The sequence below is a fragment of the Enhygromyxa salina genome (assembly GCF_000737335.2).
In the GTDB taxonomy this organism is placed as follows: Bacteria; Myxococcota_A; Polyangia; order Nannocystales; family Nannocystaceae; genus Plesiocystis; species Plesiocystis salina_C.
Genome location: NZ_JMCC02000031.1, coordinates 11875 through 33117, shown reverse-complemented (window position 1 = coordinate 33117; position 21243 = coordinate 11875). Strand labels below are relative to the sequence as shown.

The 21243-nt window shown below is 68.7% G+C and carries 20 protein-coding genes; 8 read left to right on the top strand and 12 right to left on the bottom strand.

All coding sequences use genetic code 11. The features are described from left to right. The first annotated feature begins 300 nt into the window (after positions 1-300). Positions 301-894 carry a DUF2203 domain-containing protein gene (locus DB30_RS13545; protein WP_052548843.1) on the top strand — a complete coding sequence of 198 codons (594 nt, stop codon included), beginning with the start codon at positions 301-303 and terminating at the stop codon, positions 892-894. Here DB30_RS13545 and DB30_RS13540 read toward each other — a convergent pair. After that, a complete protein-coding gene (locus tag DB30_RS13540; protein ID WP_165703750.1) occupies positions 882-2870 on the bottom strand; it encodes a tetratricopeptide repeat protein in 1989 nt (662 codons plus the stop codon). The genes DB30_RS13545 and DB30_RS13540 overlap by 13 nt on opposite strands. A gap of 58 nt (positions 2871-2928) precedes the next feature. Here DB30_RS13540 and DB30_RS13535 point away from each other — a divergent pair, with 58 nt between their 5' ends. The 5 genes from DB30_RS13535 to DB30_RS13515 all read left to right on the top strand — a co-directional run bounded on the left by DB30_RS13535 (position 2929) and on the right by DB30_RS13515 (position 10191). Continuing rightward, entirely contained in the window at positions 2929-5865 is a 2937-nt protein-coding gene (locus tag DB30_RS13535) for a PEP/pyruvate-binding domain-containing protein (RefSeq protein WP_052548841.1), read from the top strand. A 727-nt stretch (positions 5866-6592) separates the two neighbouring features. Continuing rightward, positions 6593-6742 carry a hypothetical protein gene (locus tag DB30_RS13530; protein ID WP_153258314.1) on the top strand — a complete coding sequence of 50 codons (150 nt, stop codon included), beginning with the start codon at positions 6593-6595 and terminating at the stop codon, positions 6740-6742. A gap of 42 nt (positions 6743-6784) precedes the next feature. After that, positions 6785-8704 (top strand): CASTOR/POLLUX-related putative ion channel, encoded by a 1920-nt coding sequence (locus tag DB30_RS13525; protein WP_052548839.1) that lies wholly within the window; start codon positions 6785-6787, stop codon positions 8702-8704. Between the two features lie 44 nt (positions 8705-8748). Next, a complete protein-coding gene (locus tag DB30_RS13520) occupies positions 8749-9009 on the top strand; it encodes a hypothetical protein (RefSeq protein ID WP_052548838.1) in 261 nt (86 codons plus the stop codon). Positions 9010-9063: 54 nt separating this feature from the next. Continuing rightward, positions 9064-10191 carry a TolB family protein gene (locus tag DB30_RS13515; RefSeq protein WP_146658723.1) on the top strand — a complete coding sequence of 376 codons (1128 nt, stop codon included), beginning with the start codon at positions 9064-9066 and terminating at the stop codon, positions 10189-10191. Positions 10192-10234: 43 nt separating this feature from the next. Here DB30_RS13515 and DB30_RS13510 read toward each other — a convergent pair whose 3' ends face one another. The 10 genes from DB30_RS13510 to DB30_RS13465 all read right to left on the bottom strand — a co-directional run bounded on the left by DB30_RS13510 (position 10235) and on the right by DB30_RS13465 (position 17829). Continuing rightward, positions 10235-11047: a F0F1 ATP synthase subunit gamma gene (locus DB30_RS13510; RefSeq protein WP_052548837.1), complete on the bottom strand. Its 813-nt coding sequence runs from the start codon at positions 11045-11047 to the stop codon at positions 10235-10237. Beyond that, on the bottom strand, positions 11044-12618 hold the full coding sequence (locus DB30_RS13505) for a F0F1 ATP synthase subunit alpha (RefSeq protein ID WP_052548836.1): 1575 nt from the start codon (positions 12616-12618) through the stop codon (positions 11044-11046). The genes DB30_RS13510 and DB30_RS13505 overlap by 4 nt, the downstream gene beginning before the upstream one ends. Beyond that, on the bottom strand, positions 12615-13379 hold the full coding sequence (locus DB30_RS13500; protein WP_052548835.1) for an ATP synthase F0 subunit B: 765 nt from the start codon (positions 13377-13379) through the stop codon (positions 12615-12617). The genes DB30_RS13505 and DB30_RS13500 overlap by 4 nt, the downstream gene beginning before the upstream one ends. A gap of 6 nt (positions 13380-13385) precedes the next feature. Then, positions 13386-13640 carry a F0F1 ATP synthase subunit C gene (locus DB30_RS13495; protein WP_052548834.1) on the bottom strand — a complete coding sequence of 85 codons (255 nt, stop codon included), beginning with the start codon at positions 13638-13640 and terminating at the stop codon, positions 13386-13388. Beyond that, positions 13637-14320 (bottom strand): F0F1 ATP synthase subunit A, encoded by a 684-nt coding sequence (atpB, locus tag DB30_RS13490; protein WP_052548833.1) that lies wholly within the window; start codon positions 14318-14320, stop codon positions 13637-13639. Before atpB ends, DB30_RS13495 begins: the two co-directional genes overlap by 4 nt. Then, entirely contained in the window at positions 14317-14601 is a 285-nt protein-coding gene (locus DB30_RS13485; RefSeq protein WP_052548832.1) for an N-ATPase subunit AtpR, read from the bottom strand. The genes atpB and DB30_RS13485 overlap by 4 nt, the downstream gene beginning before the upstream one ends. Then, positions 14598-14939, bottom strand: coding sequence for an AtpZ/AtpI family protein (locus DB30_RS13480; RefSeq protein WP_052548831.1), 342 nt, complete (start codon positions 14937-14939; stop codon positions 14598-14600). Before DB30_RS13480 ends, DB30_RS13485 begins: the two co-directional genes overlap by 4 nt. Beyond that, positions 14936-15349 carry a F0F1 ATP synthase subunit delta/epsilon gene (locus DB30_RS13475; RefSeq protein ID WP_052548830.1) on the bottom strand — a complete coding sequence of 138 codons (414 nt, stop codon included), beginning with the start codon at positions 15347-15349 and terminating at the stop codon, positions 14936-14938. Before DB30_RS13475 ends, DB30_RS13480 begins: the two co-directional genes overlap by 4 nt. Further along, positions 15346-16731 (bottom strand): F0F1 ATP synthase subunit beta, encoded by a 1386-nt coding sequence (atpD, locus tag DB30_RS13470; RefSeq protein ID WP_205632975.1) that lies wholly within the window; start codon positions 16729-16731, stop codon positions 15346-15348. The genes DB30_RS13475 and atpD overlap by 4 nt, the downstream gene beginning before the upstream one ends. 72 nt (positions 16732-16803) lie before the next feature. Beyond that, positions 16804-17829 carry a 2-hydroxyacid dehydrogenase gene (locus DB30_RS13465; RefSeq protein ID WP_052548828.1) on the bottom strand — a complete coding sequence of 342 codons (1026 nt, stop codon included), beginning with the start codon at positions 17827-17829 and terminating at the stop codon, positions 16804-16806. A 332-nt stretch (positions 17830-18161) separates the two neighbouring features. Here DB30_RS13465 and DB30_RS13460 point away from each other — a divergent pair, with 332 nt between their 5' ends. Then, entirely contained in the window at positions 18162-19118 is a 957-nt protein-coding gene (locus DB30_RS13460; protein ID WP_052548827.1) for a restriction endonuclease, read from the top strand. Positions 19119-19144: 26 nt separating this feature from the next. Here DB30_RS13460 and DB30_RS13455 read toward each other — a convergent pair whose 3' ends face one another. Continuing rightward, complete coding sequence (locus tag DB30_RS13455) at positions 19145-19600, bottom strand: DUF4385 domain-containing protein (RefSeq protein ID WP_052548931.1); 456 nt, start codon at positions 19598-19600, stop codon at positions 19145-19147. 115 nt (positions 19601-19715) lie between these two features. Between DB30_RS13455 and DB30_RS13450 the strand changes: the two genes are divergently transcribed. After that, positions 19716-21128 carry a T6SS phospholipase effector Tle1-like catalytic domain-containing protein gene (locus tag DB30_RS13450; protein WP_052548826.1) on the top strand — a complete coding sequence of 471 codons (1413 nt, stop codon included), beginning with the start codon at positions 19716-19718 and terminating at the stop codon, positions 21126-21128. Positions 21129-21243 lie beyond the last annotated feature (115 nt).

Below are 21243 nucleotides of genomic sequence, written 5' to 3'. Positions count from 1 at the left end.
GTGGTGCAGCGCCTCACGTCGGCTCGCGCCGGGATTTCCGCCGAGCTCTTCGTCGCCGAAACTTCAGTACGCCCGGTACGGCGTGCGTTTCGGCTCCTCAATCTCGACGAAGATCCCGGCGCGAGCCGACGCGAGGCGTTGCACCACGGGCTCCTAGATTCAGAGATTCTCGAGCTCTCACACACGGCTTCGCGCTTCGCAGGTCGGTCGCTTCGCTCGCAGGGAATCGAGCTGCCATGCCTCAGTGGGCCCGCGGTCTAGACGGTTGACTCGCGGCGGGCCCCGGTCTAGTGAGGACGAGTGGCAACGCGCTACTTCACCCTCGAGCAGGCGCAGGCGCTGCTACCGCGAGTTCGTAGCTTGATGGGTCAAGCGCTGCAGCTGCACGGGCACTTGCGCAAGGCAATCGCGCGACTGAGCGACGACGGGCACGAGATCAACTGGGCGCTGCTGCGCGGCGAAGAGCAGCTCGCCGCGCCAGACGATGAGCTCGAGTCCGACGAAGGCAGCGACGCGCTCGAGCGCGCGCGCATGATCTACTTGGCGCTGCGCGAGAGCGTCGCGCAGATCGAGGCGCTCGGCGCCGAGGTCAAGGGCGTCATGGACGGGCTGGTGGACTTCCGCAGCTGGCGCGACGGCACCCACGAGGTGCTGCTGTGCTTCAAGCTTGGCGAGGCCGAGATCCAGTTCTATCACGGCCTCGACGAAGGGTTTGACGGGCGCCACCCAACCGCCGGTCATCGCTTCTGCGCCGAGTTCGAGGGCGACGCCGAGCCCGATCGCCAGACCGACCCCGAGACCAACAACGAGCCCGACACCGAGCCTGGCGACAAGCGCTCGCAGAGCGCCGACACCGGCGAGCGCGAGCGCGTAGCCGGCCCTCAGCGGCAGTAGCTGTCGGCCCCGAGCTCGCAGGCCTTGGCAAAGAACTTCTTGGCGGCGCGCTGGCTCTTGCCCACGCCAAAGCCCTGCTCGTGCAGCTTGCCCATGCCGATGCAGCCAAACGCGTAGCCCAGCTCGCAGCCGTGTTTGTAGCGGGCCACCGCCTGATCGCCGCTGGCTTCGACCCCGCGGCCGCGGTGGTACGCGAGGCCCATCCAGGTGCAGGCGAGCTCGTCTTGGGCGGCGCACGCTCGCTCGAACAACGCGACCGCGCCCGCGTAGTCGGGCTCGACGCCGGTGCCCGTCATCAGGATCTGGGCCTGGTGCGTGCACGCCACGATCCACCCGCCGTCGCACGCCTGACCGTACAACTCGAGCGCGCGGACCGTGTCCTTTTCGACCCCGAGTCCGCGCACGTAGTAGGCGCCAAGGATCACGCAGCTCTCGTTGTCGTTGGCCTTGCACGCGCGCTCGCGCAGCTCGCGACCGCGGGCCCACAGCTGGCTCGACTCGTCGCTGTCGCCAAGCCAGGTCGCGAGCACCTCGCAGCCGTCAACGTCACCTAGCTCGCACGCGTAGCGAAAGTAGGCCTCGGCAGTGCTGCGATCCTCGTCGATGTTCCAACCGAGCGCGAAGATCTGCCCGGCCAAGGTGCACCCGGCCGCGCTGCCCTCTTGGCAGCCGTAGCGAGCGAGATCCACGGCGACCCGCTGATCCCCCGCGCTGAGCTCACCGTCAATGAACGAGACCGACAACGCCGTGCACGCGTCGGGGCTGCCCAGCTCGCAGCCGCGTCGCCACCACCGGGGCGCGGTCGCCTCCTCGCCCTGCTCGGCGGCGTACAGGCCATACCGGTAGCAGCTGCGACCATCGCCGCTCTCGCATGCGTCGGCGAGCAGCGCGACGCCGCCGTCTTTGTCTTGGTACCGGCCGATCCCACGCAGGTGCATCCATCCCAGGTTGCCGCACGCGATCGCGTCGTGGGCTTCGCAGGCGCTGGCGAACAGCTCGCCCGCGCGCTCGAGGTCGAGCGGAACACCGGTCCCAAGCGAGTACAGCAAGCCCAGGCTTCCGCACGCGTAGCCGTCGCCCGCCCGGCAGCCTTGCTCGTACAGATCTACCGCCGCGCGCTCGTCTACGGCCACGCCAATGCCCGAGACATACGCGGTGCCCAAGGTCGCGCACGCTCGGGGCTCGCCGGCTTCGCAAGCCATTTGCAAGCGCGCCACGCCAGCCTCTGGGTCTGCGCCCGGGCCGGTCGCGAGCAGCAGATCCACGCCCTGCTGCACGCAAGCATAGAGATAGCCGCCTTCGCATGCCTGCCCGTAGAGGTTGGCGCTCCCCGCTGGGTCTTCGCCACGCAGCAGCTCGGCCGCGGTCCCGCAGGACTCGGCGTCGCCGGCGGTGCAGGCCGTCACGTACAGGCGCAGCCCTTGCTCGGCATCAACGGCGACGCCGACACCCTGCACGTAGATCAGCCCGAGCGCGCCGCAGTCGGGGCCCGGGTTGGCGCGGCAGCTCTGCGTGAGCTGCTTGGTCCCGCGCTGGATCAGCTCTTTGGCCAAGGCCGGATGCTCGGACTCGAGCAGGGCGCCAAGCCCCACGCACGCCCGGCCGTCGCCAGAGTTGCACGCGCTCTCGTAGTGACGCTGGGCGCGAGCACGATCGACCCCCACCCCAACCCCGAGCTCGTAGCTGGCCCCGAGGTAGGTGCAGCCGCCCGGGTGACCGGCGTTGCAGGCTTGCTCGAACATACTCAGCGCGCGCTCGGGTTGGCGACTGCAGCCGAGCCCAACCGCATACATGCGGCCCGCCGCGAAACAAGCATCGGGGGCCCGCGACGAGCATGCGCGCTCGCAGGTCACCGGATCTTCGCAGCTCGACGCTGCGCTCGGCCGGCAGCCCAGCAACGCGAGCGAGACCAAGCACAGCCACGCTGATCGCAGCCCCACCCATGCACCTGCCGCTGCCCCACGCATCTGTTGCATTCGGTCAGAGTCTACCCGAACCAAAGCGGCGACGTCAGGCGTACACTGCCGGGTCTGGATGCTCGATCCTCGCGCCATCGCCCGCTCGCAGCTCCCGGTCGCGCTCGCTCGTTGGCTGAGCTGCCTGCTCGCCCTGGCCTGCCTGGTCACCACCACGATCGTGCTTGGCGGATGCCCGAAGACCGCCCCCGCGTGGCCCGAGCACGACGGCTTCAACGACCACACCTTCGCGCGCATCGAGGACCGGGCCCACTTCACCGCCCACGCAGCGACCGGGGTGACCGGGGCGGCGGCGCTCAAGTTCGTGATCCTCGACTTTGGCGAGCCCAAGACCCAGCAGATCCGCTACCTCGACGCGCGCTTCTACGAATTTCACGACCAGTGGTACTGGTTTCGCCTGCTCAATGACCAGCCGGTCCCGGGCTCGCGCGAGCGGCCGGTGTCGGGCCATTCGTTCGCGAGCATAGAACAGATCGTCGAGTGGGTGCGGACCGACAAGACCGTCCCGCCGCTCGGCATGCGCATGATCGACGGGCGCCTGTACTCCGACTATTTTTATGAGATCGCGGTTCGCCGGGACCGGCGGGTGCTGGGGATCGGCACGATCGTCCACACCCCCGCGCGGACCGGCGAGCACCCGCGCGACGAGCTGTGGGGCTTCGAGCTCGAGTACAGCGACAAGGTCGACCAGCCTACGCTCGAGCTGTTCTTCGCGACCTTGCGCGGCTCGCTGGCGCCCGAGATCGGCGACAACCTGCGCTTCATCGCCCGGTCTCCGCTGCAAGAGCAGCTGGTCGCGCGGCTGCAGTCGCGGGCCCACCCGCTCGCCAAGCAGCTGACCAGCTACGCCGAGCTGGCGATCCCCGGGGAGATCGAGGTCTACAACCCGGGCCTGATCGCGGGCCGGCTGCGCAAGCTCCCCACCGATCCCGAGCAGGCCGCCAAGGTCCTGACCGAGGGCAACGCCGGCGTGATCTGGATGATGCGCTCGGTACCCGACGAGCTGCCCGCGGCGGCTGGGTTGCTGACGGCCGTGCCCCAGACCCCGCTCGCCCACGTCAACCTGCTGGCGCGCAACCGGGGGATCCCCAACGCGTACGTTGGCGGGCTGATGGAGGACGCCCACCTCGATCAGCTGTCTCGCGTGCACGCGCCGGTGGTGTTGCTGGCCCAGCAAAATGGCGAGCTCACCCTCGAGCCGATCGACGAGGCAGACTACGCCCGCTGGCGTGGGCTCGCGCGTCGCCGCCAGCCCACCCTGTCGCGGGTTGACCCGCGCACCCTGCCCTACGTGGTGGATCTCGACCGCGAGGACGCGGCGCGGGTACCCGAGCTGCGCGGGGTCATTGGCGGCAAGGCGGCGGGCTTCGTGGTCTTGCGGGCCGCGGGGGCGACGATGCCGGATCGTCCCTTGGCGATCACGACCCGGGCCTACGCCGAGCACCTCGAGCCGCTGCGGCCGCTGATCGCCGATGTGTTGCGCGACCCTGATTTCACGCAGGACGCCCGGGCCCGGTATCTGCTGCTCGAGGGCCGCAAGGCGTTCAACGAGCGGTTTGCGAGCCCGACGGATCAAGCGTGGGCCAACGAGTTTGTTGGCGCGCACCCGGCCACCAAGGCCAAGCGTGACGCGATCGCCAACTTGCTGGTCCGCGACGGGATCAAGCGTGCGATCCGTGATCAGCCAGTTGGCGGCGAAGCGCACGCACAGATCGAGGCGGCCCTGCGCGCGCACTTTGGTGGGTTTGCGGCCAGCCAGGGCCTGCGGTTTCGCTCGTCGAGCACCGTTGAAGACGTAGAGGGGTTCTCGGGGGCGGGGCTGTACGACTCGAACACCGGGTTCTTGCAGGCCAACGCGCAAGCGGACGAGAAGGAACGCAAGAAGACCTTTGCGTGGGCGATGCAGAAGACCTGGGCCTCGTACTGGAGCTGGGAGGCGTTCGAGGAGCGCGAGCTGGCCGGCATCGACCACCTCGCTGGCGACATGGCCGTGCTCGTGCATGCGCGCTTCGAGGATCACTTCGAGCGCAGCAACGGGGTGTTGACCTTCACGCTGGATCTGTCCGCGGATCGTGAGGGTGCAAAGCAGGGGCTGCCGGGGCCCCGCGCGAGCATGGAGGTCGACGTGCAGCGCGGGGCGCTGAGCGTGACCAATCCGCCGCCCGAGCACATTGGCGTGCTGCCAGAGGTCGACCGGCTCGTGCAGGCAGAGCCGGGTCAGGCGGCGCGGATCGAGCGAGTGCAGCGGGCCGGCAAGCCCAGCGAGGTGTCGGCGAACGACGCGTATGTGCTCGATGACGCGGCGCTCGTTGGGCTGTTTGACGAGGCGCTGAAGATCGCCCAGCGCTGGCTCGAGATCGAGAACCAGAGCTCGCCGGTCGCGCGGGCGCGCGGCCGGGTGACGCTGGACATCGAGTTTCGCGAGCTGGGCGCGGGCTGGCCGATGCTCGCCAATGGGGTGACTTCGTCGTCGCGGATGATCATCAAGCAGGTCCGCAGCCTGGATCCTGGGGTCCCAGCTGGGGCCGAGCACCTGCTCACCCAGCCGCTGCCTCGGGATCTGTTGTTGTTTGCAGATCGGATCGAAAAGCGCAGCTGTCGGGGCACACATACCCACGTGGATCTATTGGAGCTGTGGACGGACCCCATGGCGACGCCTTCGCTCGGGCATGCGCGTACGCCATTCTTGGCGCGGGTTCGGCTGCAGGCGCGGGGGCTCGAGGGTGGGCTGCGCGAGTTTGATCTGGACCACCTTGGCTTTGCGGAGGTAGTGCATCCCAACATGGAATTGGGCGGGCCTTGGGGGGTGGAATTGGTGCTGAATGAGCGGGCGGCGAATATGGAGGGGGTTGGGTTGGATCGGCTCGAGGCGCGCGATGGGTTGTTGCGGGTGTCGTTTGAAGGGAGGTTGCTGAGTGAAGAGGGCGCGGCTTGTGGGGTCGAGGTCTTGTATGCCTCGCCGGATGGGTTCTTGCGGTCCTTGATTGGTCCTTGATTGGCGGTGATTGGGCGTTGATTGGGGCAGCGCGCACGACCCGTGAGGGTCGCTCCGGGCACGGAGGGCTCAAGACGCTAATTTGCGTTGTCATGGATCGCTGTCGGCGAGGTTGGGCTGTGGCTTCGGTGACGCACTCGCAACGCCCTCTTATTGTGCCCGGAGCGACCCTCACGGGTCTTCTGTGCGCTTCTCGTCGTTCGAGACGGCGGCTACGCGCTCGGGATCGGGGGGCGTCTCGAGGTCCAACAATGCTGGTTGCACTCGAAGCTTGCGGTGGTCGATCGAGTGCTTTCGAGTGGTCGAGCAGGTGCAGCGACAGCGCGCTCACACCCGGAGCCGGGCGTGCGCAGGCGATGCTCGAGGTACGCCCGCGAAACCAGTGGATGCCAGCAGGCCTGGACCACCGCCCGCTCGAGTGGAGCGGTGGTTGACCAAGAACTGCCCGATCCCGAGCGCGTAGCTGCCGTCTCGAACGACGAAAAGCGCACAGAAGACCCGTGAGGGTCGCTCCGGGCACAATAAGAGGGCGTTGCGAGTGCCCGACCGAAGCCACAGCCCGACCTCGCCGACAGCGATCCATGACAACGCAAATTAGCGTCTTGAGCCCTCCGTGCCCGGAGCGACCCTCACGGGTCGTGCGCGCTGCCTCATCAGCACATCGAACCCCGCACCCGGTCAGCCCACACGGCTCAACGTGTGCGAGCGATTCGCGCTATTGTGCGCCATGCCTTCACGTCCGCTGCTGCTGTTGTGCGCCCATCAGGTCACCAGTACCCAGGCGTTTGGGCTGTCGCAGTATGGCGACTCGCAGCACGCTGGAGCGGCCGACAACTCGGCGGCCTATGCTTACGTGGTGGGGCTGCGGCTGGACTGACCGACTACCAGCTCCGCCGCTTGCGGTAGCATGCCCCCAGTCATGCTCAACACGCGGCCCTCGGTGGGCGATCACCTCCGCTACGCGTTCGACCGGTTGATGGCCAAGGGCGCGTGGGCGCTCCTGGCTTGGCACCTGTCGATCACGCTGGTGACGATCTTGGTCGTCTCGCTGATCGGGGTCGCGCTGGGGGTGGTCCCGCTCGATGAACAGGGCGAGCGGCTTGGCTTCGGCGCGCTGCTGTGGACGACGCTGATGCACGCGATCGATCCGGGCACGATCACCGGCAACGACGGCAGCGCGGGCTGGCGCGCCCTGATGATGATGGCGACGATGCTGGGGATCCTGCTGGTCGGCAGCTTGGTCGCTATCTTGGTCGCGAGCGTGGCCCATCGATTCGACAAGCTGCGCCAGGGCCACTCGCGGGTGCTCGAGCAAGATCACACCCTGGTGGTCGGCTGGTCGTCGCAGATCTTCACGATCATCAAGGAGCTGGTCCGCGCCAACGAGAGCCGCAGCGGCGGCTGCGTCGTCATCTATGCCGACCACGACAAGGTCTGGATGGAGGACGAGCTGCGCGTGAAGGTGCCGAAGCTCGGGCGCACGCGGGTGGTCGTGCGCGCGGGTGACCCCACGGACCCAGCCTCGCTCGACGTGGTCGCGACGGCCCGCGCCCGTGCGATCGTCGTGCTCGCGCCCGAGCACGCCCGCGACGACACAGCGGTCGTGCGCGCGCTCTTGGCTGTTGGCCGCACCCACCCGGAGCGCGGCCGGATCCAGCACGTCGTCACGGAGATCCGTGATCCTCACAACGTCGCGGTCGCGCGCCTGACTGGCGACCGCCGCACGGAGGTGCTCGAGATCGGTGAATTAATCGCCAAGATCGCCGTGCAGACCTGCCTGCAGGCGGGGTTGTCGGTCGTCTACGAGGAGCTGCTGAGCTTCAACGGCAACGAGATCTACTTTATCGACGCGGCCCCGGTGCTGGGTCTGTGCTTTGGCGGCGCGCTCCATCAATTCGAGAACTGCGTGCTGATCGGGCTGCGCGACGCCGAGGGTCGGGTGGTCTTGAGTCCGGCGATGGATCGCGTGATCGCAGCCGGCGAGGCGCTGGTGTTGATCGCAGCAGACGATGATCAGATCCACGTGACGAACGAGCTGTGGGAGGGGGCCGCGACCACGGTCGACGCCGCCGAGGCCACGACCGTCCGCTCGAGCGCAGCGCCAACGCGAACGTTGATCCTGGGCTGGAGCACGCGGGTGCCCTCGATCGTCGCGGGCATCAACGCCTACGCGGCGCCCGGCTCCGAGCTGCTCGTTGTCAGCACCAACCCCGACGCCGAGACCGTGCTCGCAACCCTCGCGCCGTCGCTGAATCAAGTCACGCTCACCCACCGCAGCGACAACATGAGCGATCGTCGGGTCATTGACGATCTCGATCCGCGCACGTGGAAACACGTGATGGTGCTGCCCGATGATCGCATCGAGCAAGCGACGGAGGCCGACGCCAAGGTGTTGGTCGCCCTGCTGCACCTGCGCGACGTCGCCGAAGGGCTGACCCGTCCGTTCTCGGTCGTCAGCGAGATGCGAGACGTCCGCAGCCGGGCCCTGGCCGAGGTCGCGCGCGCAGACGACTTCATCGTGAGTGATCACTTCATTGGTCTGTTGCTGACGCAGATCGCCGAGAACGCCGACCTCGCGGCCGTGTTCGCCGAGCTGTTTGATCCTTCGGGGGCGCAGATCTATCTGCGCCCGGCCACGGACTACGTCGTTGCAGGCCACGAGCTCGACGTGCACACGCTGGTCGAGATCGGTCAACGTCGCGGCGAGGTCGTGATCGGGGTTCGGCTTGCCGGGCACGCCAAGAACGAGCACCAGAACTTTGGGGTGGTGATCAATCCACGCAAGTCCACGCGGCTGCGGCTGAGCCAGGCGGATCGGGTGATCGTGCTCGCGGCCTGACACGATCACTGGACGCCCAAGCCGCGGCCAGATACCGTTGGCGGGTGGACGACTCGGCCGCCGCCCGCCGCCAACAGCTCGATCGAGCGATCGAGCTCAAGGCGTTCGAGATCGCGTGCGCCGAGGCGATCGTCAGTCAGTGGTCGAGCGCGTCCGAGCGCGGGTGGTTGCTGTCAATGATCGGGGGCGGCTTGGGCACCGCGCTCGCCGTGACGCGGGGCCGGACCGCCCGCCAGTGGGCCGAGCAGGTCAGCCTGATGCGCCGTGAGCTCGTCGAGCTGCAGATCGAACGCCGGCTCGCGTAGGCCAGCGGGGCCCCGACTTCCCCAAGCCCCGCCGGTCCGCTACGTTCGCCGCTCATGCGTCGCCGCCCTCTGCTGCTCTCGTTGGTCCTGCTCTCGCTCGCCTGTCACACCAAGCCAGACGCGCAATCAAACACGACCGCGCTGACCGAACTCACTGACGCCGAGGCTGCCAAGCCCGAGCCGGCCAACGCCTCGGTCGCCCGCGAGCCGCTCCCCGAAGAGCGACACTTTGCGAGCCTGCGCCAGCTGACCTTTGGTGGCGAGAACGCCGAGGCCTACCTCTCGTTCGCGGGCGACCAGCTGATCTTTCAGAGCACCCGCGACGGGCTCTCGTGCGACCAGATCTTCACCATGCAGATCGACGGCAGCGACCCGCGCATGATCAGCTCCGGCAAGGGCCGCACGACCTGCGCGTACTTTCTGCCCGGCGACGACAAGGTGATCTACGCCTCGACCCACGCCGCCGCCGACGACTGCCTGGCCAACCCCGATCGCAGCAAGGGCTACGTCTGGAAGCTCTACGACGAGTTCGACATCTACGTTGCCAACGCCGACGGCTCGGGCGTGCAGGTGCTGTCGGCTTCGCCCGGCTACGACGCCGAGGCCACGGTCTCGCCCAAGGGTGACGAGATCGTGTTCACCTCGACCCGCGACGGCGACCCCGAGCTCTATCTAATGAAGATCGACGGCTCGAACGTGCGTCGGCTGACCCACGCGCCCGGCTACGACGGCGGCGCGTTCTTCAGCGCCGACGGCACCAAGATCGTGTGGCGCGCCAACCGGCCCGAGGGCGCCGACGAGCTGGCCAAGTACGCCGAGCTGCGCGACGAGGGCCTGGTCCGGCCGACCCGGCTCGAGCTGATGGTGATGAACGCCGACGGCAGCAACCAGCACGCGATCACCAGCAACGGCGCCGCCAACTTTGGCCCGTTCTGGCACCCCGACGGACGCCGGGTGATCTTCGCCAGCAACGTCGCGGATCCCAAGGGGCGCAACTTCGATCTCCACATCGTCAACGCCGACGCGGGCGCGGATCAGACCTCCGAGCGCGTGACCTTTGGCGACGAGTTTGAAGGGTTCCCAATGTTCACGGCCGACGGCAAGCAGCTGATCTTTGCGAGCAATCGGAACCACGACAAAGACGGCGACACCAACGTGTTCATCGCCGACTGGGTCGACTGACCCGCGCGCTTGCGACCGCTGACCGGCTCGCGCTGACGTACCGTCAGGACCGGCTGCCGCCGCGGACCTCGAGCATGTCCTGGGTGATCGCCTCTTGCTCGAGCTTGCGCAGGTCGAGCTCCTGCTGACGAATGCTGCGATCGCTGGCCTCATGCGCGCGGCTCATGGTGAACAGCCGCGCGGCTGCTTCGCTGGCGGCTGCGACACACAGCGCGTGGGCGATGCGCGCTCGAAGATGCAAGGCGGCGACGCCCTCGCGCGCGCGACTGGGCGCGCACAGGTCCACGATCGGTGGCGCGAGCGAGCGGCGGGCCTGGGCGAGCCCAGGGAGCTCGGGGGCGTCTCGCCAGATCTCGAGGATCGGGTGGCCGTCGTGGGTCGTGGTCGCGGTCAGCAAGATCGACAGCTGGATCTCGGCGTGGTCCGCCGCGGTCTCGAGCGCGGTCGCAATCCGGCTGGTCAGCTGCTCGATCGCCTCGAGCGAGGCCGGAGCCGGCAGCGAGATCACCGGCTCGAAGTCACGCAGCTCGTCGAGCAGTCGGGCGCCAACGGCGATCAGCGCGCGACCCTCGAGCTCCGGCGAAGCCTTCAGCTGCGCAGCCAAGGCAGCGTTCAAGCGACCGCACAGGCCAAGGTCCGTGCCGATCACCAACACACCCCGCGCTGTGTGTTCGGGCGTCGAGGTCCCGAAGTGCTCGACCAGCGCGCGCGTCCACGCGAGGTGCAGGGCGGCCTGGTTCGCGTGCGCGGACCAGCGCTGGCCCTGCACGGCCGCCAAGGTTCGGGTCGCTCGCGCGATGTCCCGAAAGCTGCGCCACGCCCCAAGCCGCTGCCCCAGCGCGCGCGCGGTCGTCACGGCTGCGCCCCCAGCTCGCGGGCCACGACCTCGCGGACCCGCTCGCGGTCGCCGGGCTCGAGCGCGTCGCCAAGCTCGAGCCGCGCCCACACCTGGGGGTGGCGGGATTCCACGGTCGCGCAGGTCGAGTCGATGAGCGCGCGCAGGTCATCCAGGGCGACGCCAAGGATCCGCGGGTCCTCGAGCACCAACAAGATAACGGCGGTCTGCGCCCACGTGCGCGGCGCGGCGCGACCCTGCCGCAACGCCCGACGCACGCGCCGACCCCAGTCGATCGAGCGTTGGGCGTGGGCCTCGACGCGGGCGCCGAAGCGCGTGAAGGACTCGAGCTCCAAGAACTGCGCGTAGCGAGGCTTGAAGCGCCCGGCCAGCGATCGGATCAGGCGTGGCTGCGCCTTGCTGCCGACCCGCGAGACGGACAGCCCAACGTCGACGGCGGGCACCTGCCCCTCGGACACGAGCCCGACGTCCAGGCGGATCTGACCGTCGGTGATCGAGACCAAGTTGGTGGGGATATACGCGGTCAGATCGCCAGCCTGGGTCTCGATGATCGGCAGCGCGGTCACCGACCCACCCCCGCGCTCGCGACCGAGCTGCCCGGCCCGCTCGAGCACGCGGGCGTGGGCATAGAACACGTCGACAGGGTAGGCCTCGCGCCCGACCGGGCGGCCAAGCAGCAGCGCCAAGCTGCGATGCGCGTGGGCGTGAACGGTGAGGTTGTCGAACACGACGACGACGTCACGACCCTCGCGCATGAGCGCCTCGGCCATCGCCATCGCGGCGTAGGGCGCCAGCTGAACCAGGCCGATGCTCTGATCCGCGTCGGCGACCATCGCGAACCCGCGCCCGAAGAAGCCGTGGTCGGCGAGCCACCCCAAGTTCGCGGCGGTGTCGGCCCCGCGCCGCCCGATGCTGACGTACAGGCCGATGACCTCGGGCTCGAGCGCGGCGAGGATGTTGAGGCACAGCTCGGACTTGCCGGTCGAGTGATCGCCGACGATCAGCTGCCGCTGCCCGCGACCGATCGGGATCATGGTGTCGACGACGAACAGCCCGGTGCGCAGCGGACGGCTGACGGCCGCGCGATCGGCCAGCTTGGCGGCCTCGCCCTCGACCGGCACGCGCCTGCGGGTGCCCAGCCGACCGCGGCGATCGATCGGGCGCCCGAGCGCGTCGACGACCCGCCCGATCAGCTCGATGCCCGCGGGGACATCGAGGTCCCGGCCCGTCCGCCGGACCGGCGCGCCGGCCCTGACTGCCTCGCTGCCGCCAAACAGGATCATGCGGACCTGATCCTCCGAGACGATCTCGGCGCGCGCCGGGGTCCCGTCGACGTCGAGGAGCTCACCGGCCACCGGGTGCTCGAGCCCGACCGCCGTGGCGACGCCGTCGCCTGCCGCGACGACCCGTCCAAGTCGCGCGACCGTCGGCTGCGTGCGCAGCTCGGCGAGGTCGTCGCGCAGCTCGGCGAGGACCCTGCGCGCCTCGTGCTCGAGGCGCGCAGTCAGGTCGGGGCGCGCCGGATCACCGACCTCAGGCAGGCCGGCGGGCGCGGCGAGCTTCGAGCTCACGGCGCCGCCCCAAGCCCGGCCTCAGCCGGCGGTGGCCCCGGCGTCCCCGGCTGCAGGCGCTCGCGCAGCCATTGTCGGAGCGACGCCCCGGCGCTCGCCTCGACCTCGACCCCATCCGCGATCAGCCGCACGCCACCGACCAGCGAGGCGTCGACGTCGAGCTCCACTTGGGCATCACCAAGGGTCTCCCGAAGCGTGCGCGCCACCGCATCGAGATCGGCATCCGGACTCACGAACGCGTGGACGCGCTTGTGCGCCAGGCCGGACGCGTCCGTCGCGAGGGCGTCTTGCAAGCTGCGAGCGCCACGGCTGACGAACGCCTGGGCGAGCTCGCCTGCGTGCAGGTCCAACAGGAGGCGGCGCCCGGCCTCGAAGGTCAGCTCGATCAGCTCGGGCCGCAGACGCTGCAGCGCGTCGACCCGGGCCCGCTCGAGCTCGAGCTCGAGTGACGCGCGCCTGCGCCGAAGCTCCTCGCGTCCGTCTTTGATCAGCGCGTCGGCGGCCCGCTGGCCCTCGGCCGTGGCCTGCAGCCGCAGCGCCGCGGCCTCGGCTTGCAGCTCATGTTGGCGACGCTCGAACTGCAGCTGGGCGGCCTCACTGTGCGCGCGCGCGGCCTCGGCCTCGGCCTGCGCGCTGGCGACCTCGCGCTTGCGCTCGAGCAGCAGCTTGCGGACCGGCTTGAACAAGAAGCGCGTCAACAGCAGCGCGAGCACGCCGAAGTTGATGAGCTCGAAGATGACCGTGGTCCAGTCGAGGTCCATGGCGGGTCAGCCCGCGAAGGGGTTGGCGAACAGCAAGACCAGGGCGACGACGAGGCAGTAGATCGCGGTTGACTCGATCATCGCGATGCCAACGAACAAGGTCCGGGTGGTGGTCGGCGCGACCTCGGGCTGTCGCGCGATCGCGTCGAGCGCCGCCACGACCGCGCGACCTTCGGCGATCGCCGGGGCGATCGTGCCGATCGCGACCGTGGCCCCGGCGACGATGATCGAGATGAGAGAGATGAGGGTTTGATCCGTCATGAGGCTGCCTGGGCATTGGGTGACTTCGTGTCTTCGATCTGGACAGCCGCGGCGATGAACACCGCAGCCAGGACGCCAAAGATGTAGGCCTGGATCAGCCCGGTGATGATCCCGAGCAACAGCAATGGAATGGGCACGAGCACGCCGGCGACGACCAGCATGACCGCGCCGACCATCTGCGCGCTCATCACGTTGCCGAACAAGCGCACGGCCAGCGCCAGCGTGCGGGTGAGCTCGCTGATCAAATTGAACGGCAACATTAGCGGGTGCGGGCGCAGGTAGCCGCTCAGATAGCCCCACACCCCGCGCCGCCAGATGCCGTAGCTGGGCACCGCCAGGAACACGACCAGCGAGAGCGCGACGGTGGTCGAGAGGTCCGCGGTCGGCGGGCGCACGACCGGGATCAAGCTGAGCATGTTGCAGGCGCCAACGAACAAGATCAGCGTGCCGATCAGGGGCGTGTAGGGGTCGGGGTCCTCTTCGACGATCCCGCCGACGAGCTCGCGGATCCAGCCCACGTAGGCTTCTACGGTGATCTGCCAGACCCCGAATTGGGTCGGGTGCAGCGCGCGGGACGTGCCGATCGCCACCAGGCTCAGCACCAAGGTGAGCGCGAAGCTGACGATGACCGTGTCTGTGATCGTCAGACCGAGCAGGTCGAAGCTGAACAGCGGGTTCACGGTTCGAAGCTCCTGGTTCGCGCCGACAGCTGCGCCGCGATCTGGGTGAGCAGCAGGCCGACGACGCTCCCGAGCAGCGCCAGCGGATCCCAGCGAGCCATGAGCACGAGCACGAGCACGGGCGCGGCCACGCGGGCGGGCGCGCTGCGGAGCATGCTGGCCGCCTCGCGCCGCTGAACCAGCGCGCGGACTGATCGCCGGAGGAGCAGCAGGTAGACCGCGCCCGCGGCCACCCCGATCGAGAACCCCGCGAGGACCCGCGCGAGCTGTTCGGCCGTCATCGTTCACCCCCGACGCTCATGCCCTCTTGCATCGCGCGGTACAGCGCGTAGCCGCCCGAGATCACGCCCACGAACATCAGCGCCAGCGCCCAGCGGACCCCGCTGTCGAACCTGAGATCGAGCAGGTGTCCGACCACGGCTCCGGCGACGATCGGCAGCACGATCATCCAACCCAAGGTCCCCACCCGAGCGACCTGCTGCCACAGGTTGCCCACGCGCGCACCGCTGCGCTGGTGCTGCCGGGCCTGCTGCTCGATGTGCTGCGCGAGGCGTGCCGGCCCCGACAGATCGGCGCCCGGCGCCGACTCAGGCCCGGGGTCGGCGGCGTTCGAGCTCACCAGCTGACCTTTCGCTTCAGCCTGACGAGCGCGCGGCGCAGGGCGGTCTCTGTCTGCTGTCCGAGCGCCCGGGCGGCGCGGTCGATCGTCTCGCGCTGGGTCTCGCGGGCGCGAACGAGCTCGGCGAGCACGGACATGTCGTCGGCGCGCTCGGCCCACGAGCTGACCAGCACGACCTCCTGCGGTCCGATCACCGCGATCCCACCCTCGGTCGCCACAAACTGCTCGCGCTGTCCCACGCCAGCGCGAGTCTGGACATGGATGGCACCTGCGCGCAGTCGCTCGGTCGCGCGCTCGTGGCCAAACATCACACCGCGGGCGCCGTCGCCCGCTTCGAAGCGCAGGTGCAGGACCTCGTCGAGCCCGAGCTCGCGGGTTGGCGTGATCACGCGCAGACGCAGCGCGCTCATGCGGCCGCCTCCGTGTCGCGCCGGGCGACCGCGAGCAGATCGTCGAGGCGTCCGCCCATGTAGAAGGCCTGTTCGGGCAGGTCGTCGTGAGCGCCCGACAGGATCGCCTCGCAACCGCTCAGGGTGTCGACCAGCGCCACGTGGACGCCTGCAGTCCCGGTGAACTGCTCGGTGACGAAGAAGGGCTGGGTGAGGAAGCGACGCAGCCTGCGGGCCCGGACCACCGCCCGGCGATCGTCGGGGCTCAGCTCGTCGATGCCCATCAGCGCGATGATGTCGCGCAGCTCTTCATACTTGGCCAGCGTCGCCCGCACGCGCGCGGCGACGCTGGCATGGCGCTCACCCACGAACTCGCTGACCAACAGGCTCGAGCTGCTGCGCAGCGGATCAACCGCGGGGTACAGGCCCTCGGCCGCGGCCTCGCGCGACAGGACCAAGAAGCTGTCGAGGTGGTTGAAGATCTCTGCGACGGCCGGATCCGTGATGTCGTCCGCCGGCACGTACACGGCCTGCACGCTGGTCAGGGTGCCCTTGTCCGTCGACGAGATCCGCTCTTCGAGCTGCGCGACCTCGGCCGCGAGGGTTGGCTGGTAGCCGATCCGCGACGGCGGCCGACCCAAGGTCCCGGACACCTCGTTGCCGGCCTGAACAAAGCGAAACACGTTGTCGATGAACAGCAGCACATCCTGGCCGACGTCGTCGCGGAAGTACTCGGCCACGGTGATCGCCGACAGCCCGGTTCGGAACCGGACGCCGGGGGTCTCGCCCATCTGGCCGAGGATCAAGACCACGTCGTCGAGCACGCCCGACTGCTGCATCTCGAGCCACAGCTCCCTGGCCTCGCGCGAGCGCTCGCCGATCCCCGCGAACACGCTGACGCCGTCATGGTGCTGCACCGTGTTGTGGATCAGCTCCATCATCAACACCGTCTTGCCGACCCCCGCGCCGCCAAACAAGCCAGCGTTGCCACCGCGCGGCAGCGGCGAGAGCAGGTCGATGACCTTGAGACCCGTCTCGAAGATCTCGGTCGCGGGCCGACGCTCGAGCGTGGTCTTGGTGGGTCGCAACACCGGGCGCGTCGGTCCTTCCACGGGTGGGCCGCCATCGAGGGGGCGCCCGAGCATGTCGAGCACCCTGCCCTTCACACCGGCGCCAACGGGCACACACAGCGGCGCGTGGGTGATCTCGAGCGGAGCACCGACCGCCAGCCCCCGCGTGTCACCGAGCCCGATCGCACGCAGCCGATCCAGCGCGACATGGGTGACGACCTCCAACAACAGGGGCTCCGCGCCCTCGCGGGGGGCCCGGAGCACATCGCCGATCGCAGGCAAGCGATCACCACCGTCCGCCCACAGCCGGACCTCCACAACTGGGCCGTTCACGACCGCCACCGTCGCACGCACGAGCCCAGCTTAGGTCCGTGTGCGAGACCTGCCGAGCCAACGAGGCCGCAACTACTTCGGGACGACGAGCTCGCTGGTGACGAGGTTGGCGGTCGGGGGCGAGCCCTGTGAGAAGCCCGTGATGTTGGCGGCGGTGGTCGCGGCGATGGCCTCCATCGCCTGGCGGGTGAAGAACCCTTGGTGCGCCGTGATCAGCACGTTGGGGAAGGTCATCAGGCGAGCGAACACGTCGTCTTGGATCACGCGATCGGAGAGATCATTGAAGAACAGGTCGGCCTCCTCCTCGTAGACGTCGAGCCCGACCGCGCCCAGGTGCCCAGACTTGAGGGCGACGATGAGCGCACGCGTGTCGATGACCCCGCCGCGACTCGTGTTGATGAGCATGGCGCCGGGCTTCATGAGCGCCAGCGTGCGACCGTTGATGAGGTGGTGGGTGGCGGGCGTCAGCGGGCACTGTAGAGAAACGATGTCGCTCTGGCGCAGCAGGTCGTCGAGGGGAAGGTAGGTCACCCCCATGTCGATGCACGCGGGCGCGGGGTTGGGATCGGCCGCGAGGACCGTGCAGCCAAACCCGGCGAGGATGCGGCACAGGACCTGCCCGATCCTGCCGGTTCCCACGACGCCCACGCTGCGCCCGTGCATGTCGAAGCCCATGAGCCCGTCGAGGGCGAAGTTCTGCTCGCGCACCCGATTGTACGCACGGTGCAGCTTGCGGTTGAGAGTCAGGATCAGCCCCACCGTGTGCTCGGCGACGGCGTAGGGGGAATAGGCGGGCACGCGCAACACCGTGAGGCCGAGCGCGGCGGCGTGTGCCAGGTCGACATGGTTGAACCCGGCACAGCGAAGCGCCAGCGCGCGGGTCCCCCCCGCATGAAGAGCGCTCAGCGTGGGTTCAGACCCGTCGTCGCCAACGAAGATGCTGACCACCGGGTAGCCCTTGGCGAGGCCGGCCGTCGCGAGCGAGAGGCGGGTGTCGAAGTGAGTGACGGTGGGGCGAAGCCGCGCGGGGACAGCCGCGATCGCGTCATCGAGGAACGGCCGCTCGTAGCGCCTGGAGGAGAAGATCGCAACGCGCACGGTGTAGATCCAGAGAGGGTGACTGATTACTAGCTTACCAAAGGTCCATCGAGCGAGTGACGCAAATGCTCGTATGTACGCACCGGTCTGGCCGAGGCCCCACCCGCGGGTGGGGATCGGCGCGAGCGGCTCCGAATGGGTAGCCCCAAACCCGTGGTCGTGGCACGCTGCGACTCGTGGGTCGTCTTCGGCAAGTTCGGACAACTGTCACGAAGCGTCGTCGACCAAATCCTGCGACCTCGCAAAACATCGACATTCCCCAAGCAGATCGCCTCTCGCACCTGCGCCGTCTCGCGCTTGCGATCCGCGACGGGGTCAGTCACCCCGCGACCTTGCAGGAATACTTGGGCGTCGACGCGCGGCACTTCAACTATTACCGGCACGGCGCCGAGCTGCTCGCGTTGGCGGAGCGCCGCGAGCAGGGCCTGCAAGTCACGACCTTGGGCGAGCGCCTGCTCGAGACGGCGGAGGGCTCGCTCGACGAGCGCAGCGTGTTTCGGCAGGCGATCGCTGGCGCGCCCACGCTCGCGCCCTTCGCCGGGTACTTCGCCGGTGAGTCGGTGACGAGCGCCCAGCTGGCGCGACGGATTCAGTCGCTCACCAAGCTATCAACCTCGACCGCGCAGCGGCGCGCGCGAACATTGGCGCGCTGGCGGGACTACCTGATCGGCCCCGCGCCATCGCCGACGACCGAGCTATCGATCCCCAAGCTCGGCGAGCAGCTCGAGCGCATGGTCGCCCTCCACAACGCCGTCGCCAAGCAGCGGACCCTGAACTGGTTGCATCGGGCCACGCCCGCGCGCTTCGAGGGGATCTGCGCCGAGCTGCTGTGCGCGATGGGCTACACCGAGGTCCGCGTGGTCGGGGGCAGCGGCGACGGGGGCGTCGACGTGCTCGCGCTGCACCGCGATCGATGGGGCCACCAGCTCGCGGTCGCGGCTCAGGCCAAGCGTTGGTCGCGGTCGCTGGGCCGCCGCGTGGTCGACGAGATGATCGGCGTGCTCGTGCGCGGGCGCCTGGGTCAGGCGATCTTGATCACCACCTCGGACTTCTCCAAGGCCGCGCGTGAGGCCGGCGCCGCCGAGCCGCGGCTGCGCCTGGTCAACGGCGCGCAGCTGGTCGAGCTGATGGCTGCCCACGATGTGATCGTTGGGCTGGGCCGCCACGGTGAGCTGGTTGATCTCGATCCCGATCGCGGCCGCGCGGGCGTGGTACCCGACTACCTATCGACACAGCGCGCTGCTCGACCCGCGGGTCCAGATCACGAGACACTTGGCTGCCCAAGCTAAAGACAGATCACCCGAACAGCTTGGGCCTATCCGAATTGCTGCTGGTGCGCCTGTTTGAGCCGCGCATATTCGGGGTCTTCACGCGCCGCCGTGTACTTCTCATAAAAGATTCGCGCCGCCTCCGCCTTCACCAAGTCCTGCTCTCGCGGCAGCACGTCTCCGTTCGCGTCGTACTTGACGCCGCTCTTGTGGTTGGCGTAACGGCGCGCGCGGGTCCAGCCCATCTGTAGGAATTTGCGCGCCATGTCCATCCCCACGAAGTCGTCGGCCGCTTTGTAATCGAGGAACATCGCGTAGATCTTCTCCGACGACTCGCGCGCGATCTCCGGCGTCCTGAACCGCCAATGGGGTAGGATCTCCGACTTATACGGCTGTACCAGCAACACGCCCTGTTCACCCTTTCCAACCTGATAGCGGTCCGGGTGCCGCCGAAAGTCCGTCTGCTCGAAGTCCTGCGAATAGTCGAACGGCTTTTTGGGCATCGCGACCTCGCACTTGCAATAGCACGCGCGAGGCCCCGCACCCGGCCGCAGCGGCTCGGCGTCCTCACGCAGCGTAGCCCCACACACCCGGCACGCGGTACCCTGGGTCCCGCGCATGGTCGAACAAGGCGAGGCAGTCACGCAGGCGGGCGGGTCGAGCTCTGGCGGGTCGAGCTCGAGCTCGTCTCGCACCCTCGAGATCGGGTTTTTCTTTGACGGCACCCTCAACAACCTCGAGAACGCGGGCGGCAGCCGCGAGGGCAGCTACGCCAACGCGATGTCCAACGTCGCGCTGCTGTCCCGGCTGTACCCGAACAACTCGGCCCGCAACGACGACGGCAGCGAGCGACGTCGCCGGGCCGTGTACCTCGAGGGCATCGGCACCAACACCAACGGCTCCGACGACATGATCGACACGGCGCTCGGGACCGGCAACACCGGCGTCTCGGCCCGGGTCCACGCCGCCTGCCGCCGCCTCGAGCAAGAGGCGCGAGGCCGCAACTATGCGCAGATCCTCGTCGACGCCTTCGGCTTCAGCCGCGGCGCCGCGGCGGCCCGCTACTTCGTCAATTGCGTCAATCGGCGCTCGTTCGAGCCGGTCCAGACCGGGTTCTTGCTCGACGACGAGCCAACCGATCTCGGCCGGGTTCAGCTGCCCGAGGCCACCGTTCGGTTCCTGGGCTTGTTCGACACCGTCGCCGCGATCGGCACGCCCCGCGACGGCGGCGACACCTCGGACGCCGACAACGCCGACGTCAACGTCCACCTCGACGACAGCTCGGCCCAGGCGATCTGCCACTTCGTGGCTGGCAACGAGTACCGCAAGAACTTCGCGTCCAACTCGATCCGCTCGCGCTCGGGCGCGCTGCCAAGCGGCGGCGTCGAGATCGTGTATCCGGGCGCCCACTCCGACATCGGCGGCGGCTACCGAGCCCGCGGCGAGACCGTGGTGCCGGTCCAGCCCGCCTCGGGCCACTTCACGACCCGCGCCGGGGCGCTGGCCTGTCGCGAGGAGCTGATGCAGCGCTACTCGGAGTTCGCCCAGCGCATGATCCACGAGCACTACGCGGGCACCCAGCCGCCGGAGTTCTCGCTCAGCTACGACGACATGCGCGAGGACCCGGACGGCCTCCCCACCACCCGCTACGCCTACTTTGGCCGGGTCGCGTGGGTCCGATCCTCGATCGACCCCGGGCTCGAGAAGATCTACCTCGAGCTCATGCACAGGCAGGCGCGAGGGCACGGCGTCCCGTTTCGGAGCATCCCGAACAACTCGGACTACGCGATCCCTTCGATCCTGCAAGGTATCCACAGCCGGCTGCAAGCCGGCCCACAGCTGGACGTGGCGGATCTCGCGATGCTGCGCATGAACTTCATCCACTGGTCGTGCCACTACGGGCGCGAAGACGGCAGCGCGCGCGCGGCCATGCAGCGGATCCCCAACTTTCACGTCGATATTTACCCGCACGAGCCGGCGCCGCATTGGCGACGCATCATTCACTACAATCAGCCCAGCCGCGCGTGCTGACGGTCCCGCTTGGTCGCTAGTGCCCTTGAGGGCGATTTTCGTGGACAAACGAGTCAAGTTTCCGCCCGCTCAAAGGGAGCGCACCCGAAACAACATAGTTCTCCCTCCCCGCAAT

Coding starts and splice junctions, on each gene's coding strand:
- DB30_RS13535 (WP_052548841.1), top strand. CDS start 2,929: ATGCTCGATCCTCGCGCCATCGCCCGCTCGCAGCTCCCGGTCGCGCTC.
- DB30_RS13485 (WP_052548832.1), bottom strand. CDS start 14,601: ATGACGGCCGAACAGCTCGCGCGGGTCCTCGCGGGGTTCTCGATCGGG.
- DB30_RS13455 (WP_052548931.1), bottom strand. CDS start 19,600: ATGCCCAAAAAGCCGTTCGACTATTCGCAGGACTTCGAGCAGACGGAC.
- DB30_RS13450 (WP_052548826.1), top strand. CDS start 19,716: ATGGTCGAACAAGGCGAGGCAGTCACGCAGGCGGGCGGGTCGAGCTCT.
- DB30_RS13530 (WP_153258314.1), top strand. CDS start 6,593: ATGCCTTCACGTCCGCTGCTGCTGTTGTGCGCCCATCAGGTCACCAGT.
- DB30_RS13540 (WP_165703750.1), bottom strand. CDS start 2,870: ATGCAACAGATGCGTGGGGCAGCGGCAGGTGCATGGGTGGGGCTGCGA.
- DB30_RS13495 (WP_052548834.1), bottom strand. CDS start 13,640: ATGACGGATCAAACCCTCATCTCTCTCATCTCGATCATCGTCGCCGGG.
- DB30_RS13515 (WP_146658723.1), top strand. CDS start 9,064: ATGCGTCGCCGCCCTCTGCTGCTCTCGTTGGTCCTGCTCTCGCTCGCC.
- DB30_RS13475 (WP_052548830.1), bottom strand. CDS start 15,349: ATGAGCGCGCTGCGTCTGCGCGTGATCACGCCAACCCGCGAGCTCGGG.
- DB30_RS13500 (WP_052548835.1), bottom strand. CDS start 13,379: ATGGACCTCGACTGGACCACGGTCATCTTCGAGCTCATCAACTTCGGC.
- DB30_RS13525 (WP_052548839.1), top strand. CDS start 6,785: ATGCTCAACACGCGGCCCTCGGTGGGCGATCACCTCCGCTACGCGTTC.